Origin of the sequence: Enterococcus sp. DIV1937, from assembly GCF_050535975.1 — a bacterium.
In the GTDB taxonomy this organism is placed as follows: Bacteria; Bacillota; Bacilli; order Lactobacillales; family Enterococcaceae; genus Enterococcus; species Enterococcus faecalis.
Window position 1 is genome coordinate 2,345,663 of record NZ_CP172909.1, and the last position, 11,794, is coordinate 2,357,456.

General features: G+C 38.0%; 11 protein-coding genes. 3 read left to right on the top strand and 8 right to left on the bottom strand.

The window, feature by feature from the left end; all coding sequences use genetic code 11:
- Positions 1 to 45: 45 nt before the first annotated feature.
- The 6 genes from mltG to efrA all read right to left on the bottom strand — a co-directional run bounded on the left by mltG (position 46) and on the right by efrA (position 7,783).
- The gene (gene mltG / locus IGL13_RS11345) at positions 46 to 1,431 is read right to left on the bottom strand and encodes an endolytic transglycosylase MltG (RefSeq protein WP_002389176.1); all 1,386 of its coding nucleotides are present in this window, start codon (positions 1,429 to 1,431) and stop codon (positions 46 to 48) included.
- Positions 1,432 to 1,638: 207 nt separating this feature from the next.
- The gene (locus IGL13_RS11350) at positions 1,639 to 2,316 is read right to left on the bottom strand and encodes an HAD family hydrolase (protein WP_002392521.1); all 678 of its coding nucleotides are present in this window, start codon (positions 2,314 to 2,316) and stop codon (positions 1,639 to 1,641) included.
- A 74-nt stretch (positions 2,317 to 2,390) separates the two neighbouring features.
- Complete coding sequence (gene wecB / locus IGL13_RS11355) at positions 2,391 to 3,542, bottom strand: non-hydrolyzing UDP-N-acetylglucosamine 2-epimerase (RefSeq protein ID WP_002385282.1); 1,152 nt, start codon at positions 3,540 to 3,542, stop codon at positions 2,391 to 2,393.
- Between the two features lie 13 nt (positions 3,543 to 3,555).
- Positions 3,556 to 4,047 (bottom strand): gamma carbonic anhydrase family protein, encoded by a 492-nt coding sequence (locus tag IGL13_RS11360; protein ID WP_002355129.1) that lies wholly within the window; start codon positions 4,045 to 4,047, stop codon positions 3,556 to 3,558.
- A gap of 242 nt (positions 4,048 to 4,289) precedes the next feature.
- On the bottom strand, positions 4,290 to 6,059 hold the full coding sequence (efrB, locus tag IGL13_RS11365) for a multidrug efflux ABC transporter subunit EfrB (RefSeq protein WP_002365186.1): 1,770 nt from the start codon (positions 6,057 to 6,059) through the stop codon (positions 4,290 to 4,292).
- Positions 6,056 to 7,783 carry a multidrug efflux ABC transporter subunit EfrA gene (efrA, locus tag IGL13_RS11370; RefSeq protein WP_010710228.1) on the bottom strand — a complete coding sequence of 576 codons (1,728 nt, stop codon included), beginning with the start codon at positions 7,781 to 7,783 and terminating at the stop codon, positions 6,056 to 6,058. Before efrA ends, efrB begins: the two co-directional genes overlap by 4 nt.
- Before the next feature lie 228 nt (positions 7,784 to 8,011).
- Here efrA and IGL13_RS11375 point away from each other — a divergent pair, with 228 nt between their 5' ends.
- The 3 genes from IGL13_RS11375 (at position 8,012) to rnjA (ending at position 10,603) form a co-directional block, all read left to right on the top strand.
- A complete protein-coding gene (locus IGL13_RS11375; RefSeq protein ID WP_002355126.1) occupies positions 8,012 to 8,398 on the top strand; it encodes a YbaN family protein in 387 nt (128 codons plus the stop codon).
- Positions 8,399 to 8,703: 305 nt separating this feature from the next.
- On the top strand, positions 8,704 to 8,916 hold the full coding sequence (locus tag IGL13_RS11380; RefSeq protein ID WP_002355123.1) for a DNA-directed RNA polymerase subunit epsilon: 213 nt from the start codon (positions 8,704 to 8,706) through the stop codon (positions 8,914 to 8,916).
- 1 nt (position 8,917) lies between these two features.
- A complete protein-coding gene (gene rnjA / locus IGL13_RS11385) occupies positions 8,918 to 10,603 on the top strand; it encodes a ribonuclease J1 (RefSeq protein WP_002355122.1) in 1,686 nt (561 codons plus the stop codon).
- A gap of 105 nt (positions 10,604 to 10,708) precedes the next feature.
- Here rnjA and IGL13_RS11390 read toward each other — a convergent pair whose 3' ends face one another.
- Together IGL13_RS11390 and radC are read right to left on the bottom strand one after the other, a co-directional pair.
- Positions 10,709 to 10,909, bottom strand: coding sequence for a cold-shock protein (locus IGL13_RS11390; RefSeq protein ID WP_002355121.1), 201 nt, complete (start codon positions 10,907 to 10,909; stop codon positions 10,709 to 10,711).
- Between the two features lie 153 nt (positions 10,910 to 11,062).
- A complete protein-coding gene (gene radC / locus IGL13_RS11395) occupies positions 11,063 to 11,761 on the bottom strand; it encodes a RadC family protein (protein WP_002365188.1) in 699 nt (232 codons plus the stop codon).
- Positions 11,762 to 11,794: the final 33 nt, after the last annotated feature.

The following is an 11,794-nucleotide window of genomic DNA, read 5'->3' on the forward strand; positions in this document are numbered from 1 at the left end:
TGAATCATACAAAATTGATTCACCAAGCTCTTTTATGTTTTCATTTTATTCACTACTTGAATTATTGACATACTGATTTACTAATACTTGATGTTCTTCATATGTTTTTGAGAAGTAGACTTTTCCTGTAGAAATATCTGCTACAAAGTATAAATAGTCACTTGGTGTCGGATTCAAGACTGCTTTAATTGACTCCTCACTTGGGCTATCTAATGGTCCTGGTCCATAACCAGTATTTTTATACAAGTTATAAGACGAGTCCACTTCCAAGTCAGCATACGTTACAGTTTCTTTGTGTTCTCCTAGAGCATACAAAATAGAAATATCTGATTGGATTGGCATATCGGCAGCCAAGCGGTTAAAGAATACTTGCGCAATTTGTTTGCGGTCTGCTTCTTTGACTCCTTCTTTTTCAACCAATGAAGCTAACGTTAAGACTTGCTGATTGGTTAAATTCTTTGCATGAATTGTCGGCGTATATTGTTCCATTACTGTGTTCATTTTAGCAATCATTTGTTCGACAAATTCAGGAAGTGTTGCTTTTTTGTAGTAATCATAAGTTGCCGGGAATAAATACCCTTCTAAGCGATAACGAACACCTTCTGCGGTTGCAGCACTTTCAAGTAAATCAGGATACTTAGCCTTCATTTGATTGAAGAAGTCTTCGTTTTTCATTAATGCAATGAAATCTGCTTTCTTGAAATCTGTATTTTTTTCAATAGCTTCGCCAATTTTATCTATATCGTAGCCTTCAGGAATCGTTACTTTGCCATCTGCAATTTTAGTTGGTTCTGGCGTACCTCCTTCTTTTAGCATTTCACCAATTTCATCGAGTGTCATGCTTGGAGACATTTGATAATAGCCCGCTTGAAAATCTGTTAAGTTTTTAAATTTTACGTAGTAGTTAAAAACCATTCCGCTTTTAATGACGTTGCTTTCTTCTAAAACCGCAGCAATTTGCTTATTAGAAGATCCTTCTGGGATATGCACTTGAACAAGCTTCTTATTGTTCTTGTCTAGTGGCTGTAGCCCAGCATCTACATATTTATAAAAAGTAAACCCAAAGATTGCCATCATTAAAACTAATACAGAAACTACAATTAACACGATACGACCGACTAAACGATCTTCTTTTTTACGTGTTTGTTTTTTTGTATTTGTTGGCTTTTCGTCTGTTTCAATCGGGGTTGGCTCTTCGACTGTCTGTGTTGTCTTGTCTTTCCCACGTCTTCGAGCAGCTCTAGAACCTGCACGTGTTTGTGTTGTGCGGCTCGCTGTTTCTTGTGATTCATCAGATGAAGGTTGGGGTGACCTATCATTTTTTTCAGAGGAATCAGGTTGATCGCCATCATTTCTACCATTTAAAGACCCAGTTACTTGATCTCTAAGCGAAGATTTGGGATCTTGGTTATTTTGGTTATCATTAGCCAAAACTAACCCTCCTTACTATTCTATCGTTTATGACTGAAACTATTATACATGAAACCTCTTTAAAATTAAATGTTTTTAATAAAAAGACCGTCATTCCCTGATAAAAAATTCATCATTGACAACGTTTAAAGCCTATGATGGCGCTTTTCTATTGAAACGATAATAAATCTTAAAATCCTCCTAAATTTATCGAAAATCCATTTTCTATTAAGAATTTTGTAGCAAAATAGCACCTAAGTCTTTAGGCGATTGTACTAGGAATGTCGCTCCCGCCTCTTGTAATTCTGTTTCTTCACCAAATCCATACAAGACACCTATACTATCTAAGCCATTTTGTTGAGCACCAAGAATGTCATGATTACGATCACCAACCATGATAATTGCTTCTTTGGTTGGGGCTAATTGAGCTTCCGTTAATGCATACTGAATCACATCTGCTTTTTTAGAACGATGACCGTCCATGCTCGCTCCATAGATGCCTGTAAAATAACGATCTAAATCAAAATGAGTAATAATCTTTTTAGCAAATTCTTCTGGCTTGGAAGTCGCAATGTATAACTTTGCTCCCGCTTCCTTTAACCTTGTTAACACTTCTGGAATCCCTGGATACACATGGTTTTCAAACATACCTTTTCTCTGATAATACGCTCGATAATGACCCACGGCTTGTTGCGCTGCTTCAGCTGAAGGCGCCATGTGCAAAAATGATTCATATAAAGGCGGCCCTATGAAAGAACGTAACGTCTCCTCGCTAGGAGCTGGCCAGCCTAATTGTTCTGTTGCGTATAAAATAGAACGCATAATGCCGCTACCAGAATCCGTAATTGTGCCATCTAAATCAAATAAAATCGTTTGATACATCTTCACTTCACTACTTTCTAGCATTTTTTGTCTAATTGATTCTTCAAAATAAGATACGCAAAAGAAGCACATTTTTCAGCGCTTCTCTGCCTTTTTATTTATTTTGCTGTAAACGTATCTGGTTTTTTATCTGATTGCTGCATTTCATAGGCAATGGCTTCAACGATTCGGCGGCTAGCTTGACCATCCCCATACGGATTTTGTGCATGCGCCATCGCGTGGTAAGCATCAGAATCAGTCAATAATGTTTTCGCCTCTTGATAGACTACTTGTTCGTCTGTACCAACCAATTTCAATGTTCCTGCCGCTACGCCTTCTGGACGTTCCGTTGTATCTCGTAAAACTAAAACTGGCACACCTAAGGAAGGAGCTTCTTCTTGCACACCGCCAGAATCAGTTAAAATTAAAGAACTTTTCGCTGCAAAATTTTGAAAATCTTTGACATCCAATGGTTCAATTAAATGCACACGAGCTAATTCACCTAAGTGTTCCGCTACTATTTCACGGACTTTGGGATTTTTGTGCATAGGGAAAATGACTTCAATTTCTGGATGTTCCATTACAAGTCGACGAACAGCTTTAAACACATTTGCCATTGGCAGGCCTAAATTTTCACGACGATGCATTGTAATTAGCACGATGCGTTGGTCTGTAGGGATTTTTTCCAATAAATCATTTTGATAGTGGGCATCAACGGTGTACGCCATCGCGTCAATTGCTGTATTGCCAGTCACATAAATATGTTCTTCTGGATGATTTTCTTTGATTAAATTGTCCTTACTTTGAGTGGTTGGGGCAAAATAAATATCAGTTAACACATCTACCAGTTGACGATTCATTTCTTCCGGAAACGGAGAATATTTTTGCCAGGTCCGCAATCCTGCTTCCACATGTCCCACTGGAATCTGTTGATAAAAAGCAGCCAATGCAGCCGCAAATGACGTGGTTGTATCGCCATGAACCAAGACAATATCCGGCTGTTCTGTCACAAGAACCTCAGTTAATAAATTCAAAACACGACTTGTAATATCTGTTAAGGTTTGCCCATCTTTCATGATATTTAAATCATGATTCGGTGTAATTTGAAAATCTTCTAACACTTGATCCAACATTTGGCGATGTTGCGCTGTTACGACTACTACAGAGTCAAATCCTTGACTTTGCTCTTCTAAAACTTTGATTAAGGGAGCCATTTTGATTGCTTCTGGCCGTGTTCCAAAAACCGTCATTACTTTAATTTTCTTCATCATTTTCCTCCTAATTCTATGTTAGTTTCGGGTATTTTTGTTGGCGAAATTCTTCTGCTCGTTGAATATAATGTAAGGCGTTCGTATGATTACTGGCTATTTCTGCTGCCGTTAACGGACGGATAACCTTCGCGGGTCGACCAAATGCTAAAACATTTGGCGGGATAATTTTGCCTTCTGTCACTAAAGAGCCCGCACCAATCAGGCTGTTTTCTCCAATAATAGCGTTATTTAGAATGGTTGAACCCATGCCAATCAAAGCACCATCACCGATTTTACAACCGTGTAACATGCATTGATGGCCCACCGTTACATACTTGCCTACAATTGTCGGGGCATCTTCATCAACATGAATAATCGTGCCATCTTGAATATTACTACCTTCACCAATGGTAATTGTGTTACTGTCACCTCTTAAGACCGACTGAAACCAAATATTACTATCCTTCGCTAGTTGTACGTTTCCATAGACATCTGCACTAGCAGCAATAAAATACTCTTTTTTCAAACTCTGTCACCTCTTTTCATTAAGTATAGACAAGAATTCCTCACTTTCATAGTAAAAAAGACAAGAAAAGAGCGTGGGACAAAAATCACTTTGGATTTTTGCTCCACGCTCAAAAACTGATAAACGGCGGGAACAAAAGCAACTCCTTCGGAAATAAGCCGGAATTCTCCAAAAATTACAGAACAATTTTCGGAAATTCCTTCTTATTTCTCGGAGTTAAACGCTTCTGTCCCGACCTCTTTTTATTCCTCATAGTCGCCTTCTTCAGCAAATTGACTATTGTATAGTTTTTCATAGAAGCCACCTTGTTCCAGCAACTCATGATGCGTACCTTTTTCAATGATTTCTCCTTGTTTCATAACAAGAATTAAATCAGCTTCACGAATAGTTGATAGGCGGTGGGCAATAACGAAACTCGTTCGTCCTTCCATAACACGATCCATTGCTTTTTGAATTAAGGCTTCCAAGCGTGTATCGACTGAACTAGTCGCCTCATCTAAAATCAAAATTTTTGGATCAGAAATTACCGCTCGGGCAATGGTCAACAATTGTTTTTGACCAAGGGAAACGTTATCTCCCTCAGAATTGATTTCCATTTCATACCCATCTGGCATTGTCCGAATGAAGTGATCCACATTGGCCGTTTTCGCTGCATCCACAACTTCATAATCCGTGGCATCCAACTTCCCAAAACGAATATTATCTGCAATGGTACCTTTATACAACCAAGCATCTTGCAATACCATTCCAAATACAGAACGGACATCACTACGGTTCATTTTTTTCGTGTCAATACCATCAATTTTAATGGCGCCTTCTGTTACATCATAAAAACGCATCAGTAAGTTGATTAAGGTTGTTTTCCCAGCGCCAGTTGGTCCCACAATCGCAACCATTTGGCCCGCATCAACTTTAAAGTTCAAATTACGAATTAACGGTTTTTCTGGGTCATAACTAAAGCTGACATTTTCAAATTCAACAGAGCCTAAAATAGGTTCTGGCAAAGGAACATCTTGTTCGTTAAGTTCTTCTTCTGGTTCATCTAGGATTTCAAAAATCCGCATGGTCGAAGCTGAAGCGCTTTGTAAAGCTGCAGACAACTGCGTAATATTCCCCATTGGTTGGCTAATTTGCCAAATATATTGAATAAACGCTTGTAATTGCCCCACTACGATCACACCAGCAACCACATAGTAACTACCAAGGACAGCTACCCCGATATAGGTCCCATAAGCAGTCATTTGAACCAATGGCAACATTAATCCTGAGATAAAGGATGCTTTGAAGCCAAAACCATTTAAACGGTGATTGACTTGTTTAAAACCTTCAAGAGTTTCTTTTTCCCGGCCATATAGTTTTAAGACACTGAACCCAGTCATATTTTCTTGAACATAACCATTTAAGTCTCCTAAAGAATTTTGCATTCCTTGGAAATATTTCTGGGAGATTTTAACAATTGTTCTGGAAATAATCAGAGACAACGGAATCATAATCACTGAAAAAATCGCCATCAGCGGATTGATCAAGAACATCATCACTACCGCCATCACAATCCCTAAGACTGCCGAAACAATATTAATAAAACTTTGTTGCATCGCATTGCTGACAGCATCCACATCGTTCGTCACCCGTGACAAAATATTTCCTTGTTGGTTCTTATCAAAATAAGAAACTGGCAAACGATTGATTTTTTCTTCAATATCGCGACGTAAATCGCGCATGGATTGTTGAACGACATTCGTCATTAAAAAGCCTGACAAAAATTGTGCCACACAATAACCTGTTCCCACAACTAAAATCCAAATTAAACATTGGATTACATAATCAAAATTGATTGATTCACCGGCCGCAATATTACGGCTAATTTCTGTCGTTGGTAATCCAGTTAAATAAGGTAACGCTGCATTAAAGGCAACGGTTAATATTGTAAATAAAATAACTAAATAAAACGTCACTCGGTACGGTTTAATATAGCGACCGATTCGTTTCATAGAAGAAAAGGCGTGTTTCATGCTAATTCCTCCTCTGACAATTGAGAAGCCGCAATATCATAGTAAATTGGACAAGTCTCAAGTAATTCACGATGTGTGCCAATTCCGACCACGTCGCCTTCGTTTAAAACAACAATGCGGTCCGCATGCATAATTGTTCCAACACGTTGTGCCACAATTAAAACAGTAGATTCTGTTGTCTCTTTTTTCAGACGCGCTCGTAAATTTGCATCTGTTTGATAATCTAACGCAGAAAAACTATCATCAAATATATAAATTTCCGGATTGCGAATAATCGCCCGTGCGATAGCTAAACGTTGTTTTTGACCACCAGAAAAGTTCGTGCCACCTTCTGAAAGAGGTTCATCATAGCCTTGCGGTTTTTGTGAAACAAATTCTGTAGCTTGAGCAATGTCAATTGCTCGTTCCATTTCTTCTAACGTCGCATCTTCCTTACCGTAGCGAAGATTATCAGCAATTGTACCAGTAAAAAGTAACGCTTTTTGTGGAATATAGCCAATCTTATTGCGTAATGCACTAAGTTGGTAATCTTTTACGTTCACTCCATCGATTAAAATTTCACCTTCTGATACATCATAAAACCGTGGAATCAATTGAATTAATGTTGATTTCCCACTACCTGTGCTCCCAATGAAGGCCACTGTTTCACCAGGTGACGCCTTAAAACTTACATTGCGGATGACTGGGCTTTCCGCATGTCCAGGATAGGCAAAGGTTACATTTTTAAACTCTAGATAGCCTTTAGTAGCTGTTTCTGTTACGCCTTCTTCTTCACGAATAGCTGGTTCCATGTCTAAGGCTTCTTGAATCCGTGAAGCCGAAACCGCAGCCCGCGGATACATCATAAAGACACTGGCAAATAACATAAACGAGAACAGCGCATGGAAAATATATTCAATAAAAGCAATTAAATTCCCAACTTCTAAATCCCCATGGCTGATTTGAACAGTCCCGCTCCAAATGATTAAGACCATCACAATATTAAATAAGAAAAAGAAGCCTGGTTGGGCTGCTGCCATTAAACGAAACAAACTTTTTGAACTTTTAGTGTAAGTTTCATTGACTTTATTAAAACGAGATTCTTCAAATTTTTCATTAACAAATGCGCGTATTACCCGCAATCCAGAAAGATTTTCTCTTAAAATCCCATTGATTCCATCTAAGTTCTTTTGTTGCTTTTTAGATAACGGTTCTGACAAACGAGCAATCCCGACAACTGCTAGCAGCAGAAAAGGCAAGGCACCTAAAACGTACATTCCTAACGACGGACTCGTTCGCATCACCATGTAAAGACTGGCAATAAACATCACTGGCGTCATAAAGCCAAGACGTAAAATATTTCCCATGAAGAGCATAATTTGGTATGCATCATTGGTAGTTCGCGTAATTAAGGAAGAAACCCCAATACTTTCATATTCACTATGTGAGAAAGTTTGAATCTTTTCAAATAAATCATCACGAATATCACGAACAATGTTTGTTGTAATTCTGGCACCAAAGTACCCCAGCAAAATATTCATTGCGACACCAATAATCGTAATTACAACCATCCAAATCCCTTGCTGATAAATATAGTCCATATCTCTAGGAATAATTCCTTTGTCAATCATTCGTGCTAAAATGGTCGGCAAGCCTAATTCAATCAAAATAAAACCAAACACACAAATAAAATCAGCGAAAAGTAATTTCTTATAACGCATTGTGTAACGCCACATTAACTTCAATTAATCATCTCCTTCTTATCTTACTTTAAATTTTCTAGTACTCCCACTGTATCAAAAAGAAATCGGTAATACAAGCTGTCTGGCTAGAAAAAACAGCCTTTCTCTTTCTATCCTTTCTCTTTTAGATTTTCTAAAAAATAGATAATTTTAATGATTTACTTATACGATTAAAATTGCTACTTCCTTTTGATTGTGCCATAATTGGGAAAAACTGAAAGGACCCTTTGAATGAAAAAATTATTCTTCATTTTTCTCGGTTCCTGTACGTTTGCTTTAGGCACGTTAGGAATCTTTTTGCCGCTTTTACCCACCACTGGTTTTTATTTATTAACGGCCTTTTTTTGGATGCGTAGTTCAGATAAACTTTATAACAAATTTTTAGCTTCTTCTTATTATCAAAAATATATCCAAGAAGCCTTCTTTGAGAAAAAAATTACTCGTAAAGGTAAATGGAAACTATTTATTTCCATGTTTCTTTTATTTGCCATTCCGTGTTTAATTGTCCGAAATACGTTGATGACTACGACTTTAGCGATTGTTTATTTAGCCCACGTGATCGGCTTAAGTTGGTATTGGCGTCCTAAAAAAAAGGCACTCGAACTTGATCAAGAATAAGGTGAAACAAGAAGTTTGTTTTTTTTAAAAGTCCAGTGAGTGTTTCTATACTTCCTTATCATTCTATGATAAAATAAGCTTAATTGTTGTTATTCACAACACACGGGACGGTTGAAAAAAGAACACATAAAATCAAATACCCAGAATGAAGCAAAGTCGAGGCTTCATTTCATCATTAACAGATGTTTTTGATGAGCATTCTTTTTTAGGTGATCAGCACCTCGTTTTGTTGTGTTTAATTTTCTGTCTTAAAATGAAAAAAACTATAAATTGCTACTATTAGTAGCTGAAGGAGAAATGAATCGATGATTTACAAAGTATACTATCAAGAAACAAAAATCAGAAACCCAAAAAGAGAAGACACAAAATCTCTTTACATGGAAGCCGATAGCGATGTAATCGTGCGCCAATTAGTTGAAGAAAATACCCCATACAATATTGAATACGTTCAATTATTAGACGAAAAACATCTTGCTTACGAGCAAGAACATGCGGACTTCACTCTAACGGAGTTTTAACATGAAAGTAAACATAAAAAATAACGAAACTGGCGTTTTTGCAATCGGTGGTTTAGGCGAAATTGGAAAAAACACATATGGGGTACAATTCCAAGATGAAATTATCATTATTGATGCTGGGATCAAATTCCCAGAAGATGATTTACTTGGGATTGACTACGTGATTCCAGATTATAGCTACATCGTTCAAAATTTGCATAAAGTCAAAGCACTCGTTATTACCCACGGTCATGAAGACCATATTGGTGGCGTTCCTTATCTTTTACGTCAAGCGAATATCCCAATCTATGCGGGACCACTAGCCTTGGCTTTAATTACCAACAAACTAGATGAACATGGTTTATTGCGAGAAGCAGAATTACACGAAATTAATGAAGATACGGTGATTCGTTTTAGAAAAACAGCGATTAGCTTTTTCCGGACGACTCACAGTATTCCTGATGCCTTGGGCGTTGTGGTTAAAACGCCTTCTGGTAACATTGTCGCAACAGGTGACTTTAAGTTTGACTTTACACCCGTTGGCGAGCCAGCCAACTTACACAGAATGGCGAAATTAGGTGAAGAAGGCGTCCTTTGTCTTCTTTCAGACAGTACCAATGCTGAAATACCCACCTTTACAAAATCCGAAAAAACAATTGGGACCTCTATTTTAAAAATCTTTGAAAAAATTGATGGTCGGATTATCTTTGCCAGTTTTGCTTCAAACATTTTCCGTTTACAACAAGCTGCTGATGCAGCCGTGAAAACCGGTCGCAAAATTGCTGTTTTTGGTCGTAGCATGGAAAATGCCATTGTCAATGGCGAACGCTTAGGCTACATCAAAGTGCCAAAAGGAACGTTTGTCGATGCGGCGGAACTGAATCAATTGCCAGCAAATGAAACAATGATTTTATGTACTGGCTCTCAAGGAGAACCTATGGCCGCGCTTAGTCGGATTGCTAACGGTACACATCGCCAAATTAGTATTCAACCAGGCGATACAGTTGTTTTCTCAAGTTCACCAATTCCTGGGAATACGACAAGCGTTAACCGTTTAATCAACTTATTATCTGAAGCCGGTGCAGAAGTTATCCACGGAAAAATCAATAATATCCATACTTCTGGTCACGGTGGACAAGAAGAGCAAAAATTAATGCTTCGCTTGATGAAGCCTAAATATTTCATGCCTGTTCATGGTGAATTTAGAATGTTAAAAATCCATGCTTCGCTCGCTCAAGATACAGGGGTTCCTGAAGAAAATTGCTTTATCATGGGCAACGGCGATGTCTTAGCTTTAACGGCTGATAGCGCACGTCCTGCTGGTCACTTCAACGCTAACGACGTGTACGTTGATGGAAATGGTGTCGGCGATATCGGGAATGTTGTTTTACGGGATCGTCGTATCTTATCTGAAGAAGGTTTAGTTTTAGCGGTAGCAACGGTTGATATTAAAAATAAAGAAATTATGGCTGGTCCAGACATTCTTTCCCGTGGTTTTGTCTACATGCGTGAGTCTGGTGATATGATTCATGAAGGCCAACGTCTTTTATTCAATGCTCTACGTGAAGCAATGAAAGATAAAAACTGTACCGAAGCAAAATTAGGCGAAGCCATGACGACCGCTTTACAGCCTTTCTTGTTTGAACAAACAGAACGTCATCCAATGATTCTGCCAATGATTATGACTGCCACAGTTAGTGATCAATAAAGCTCTCATTTAATAGAGAAGAAAAATGCTTGTCCATTTTTCTTCTCTATTTTTTCTAACAAAAAAACACCTAACGCATGTTAGGTGTTTTTGGATTATTTTTTATTAGTTTTTTTCTACGTTAACTGCTTGAGGGCCACGGTCTGAATCTTCAACATCAAAAGTCACTGCTTGACCTTCTTCTAAAGTTTTGAAACCATCACCTTGGATAGCTGAGAAGTGTACGAATACGTCGCTTCCGTCTTCGCGTGAGATAAACCCAAAACCTTTTTCTGCGTTAAACCATTTTACTGTTCCTTGTTCCATTCTTTTGTTCCTCCTCGTGCATTTGCACATAAATAGTCGTAACTTTGCTCGCTTCCAATAGAATATTTAAAAAAATTTAAAAAGTCTACATAATTCCAAACAAGATTACCCTTTCATTTTACACGTGATAAAATATTTTTGCAAGAATTGTCCTCATTCTGAAGCAAAAAAATTCTCTTCTCTCAAACTAATGTATCCGCTATCACCAACAATAATATGATCCAACAATTGAATCCCCATCATTTCGCCACATTCTTCCATTCGTTTGGTAAATTGGATATCTTGTGGAGACGGTGTCGGATTGCCAGATGGATGATTATGAGCTAATAGTATGCGAGCAGAAGAATATTTAACCGCTTCCCGAAAAATTTCGCGTGGATGAGCAATACTTTGATTCAGTGATCCTTTGAAAATCGTTTTCTGTTGGATAATGTCATTCTTGGTATTCAAGTAAATACAAATTAAATGTTCTTGTTGCAGCCCCTTCATCTCTTGGAGTAATCGTTGAGCGACTTGTTGACTGGACGTAACTTTGCCAAATTTGATTTGACTACTTTGATAAATTCGACACCCTAATTCAATGGCTGCACGTAATTCAATGGCTTTCACTTGGCCAATGCCTTTAATAGCCATTAACTCGTTCAACGTGGCTTGCTGCAAATAAGAAAGTTGCTTAAACTGTTTTAACAGCGTTGCGGCAACAGTCATCACGTCTGCTTCTTTTGAGCCAGTACGTAACAGAATCGCCAACAACTCTTGATTCGATAATGCTTTTTCTCCTATCGCTAAGAGCCGTTCTCGTGGTAAACAATCACTCGGCATCTCACGAATAAACAGATCCGATACTTGCATAAAAAAACCTCCTTTGCTAGTCATTAATAAACT

Coding starts and splice junctions, on each gene's coding strand:
- rnjA (WP_002355122.1), top strand. CDS start 8,918: ATGAAAGTAAACATAAAAAATAACGAAACTGGCGTTTTTGCAATCGGT.
- wecB (WP_002385282.1), bottom strand. CDS start 3,542: ATGATGAAGAAAATTAAAGTAATGACGGTTTTTGGAACACGGCCAGAA.
- radC (WP_002365188.1), bottom strand. CDS start 11,761: ATGCAAGTATCGGATCTGTTTATTCGTGAGATGCCGAGTGATTGTTTA.
- IGL13_RS11375 (WP_002355126.1), top strand. CDS start 8,012: ATGAAAAAATTATTCTTCATTTTTCTCGGTTCCTGTACGTTTGCTTTA.
- IGL13_RS11350 (WP_002392521.1), bottom strand. CDS start 2,316: ATGCTAGAAAGTAGTGAAGTGAAGATGTATCAAACGATTTTATTTGAT.
- IGL13_RS11380 (WP_002355123.1), top strand. CDS start 8,704: ATGATTTACAAAGTATACTATCAAGAAACAAAAATCAGAAACCCAAAA.
- efrB (WP_002365186.1), bottom strand. CDS start 6,059: ATGAAACACGCCTTTTCTTCTATGAAACGAATCGGTCGCTATATTAAA.
- IGL13_RS11390 (WP_002355121.1), bottom strand. CDS start 10,909: ATGGAACAAGGAACAGTAAAATGGTTTAACGCAGAAAAAGGTTTTGGG.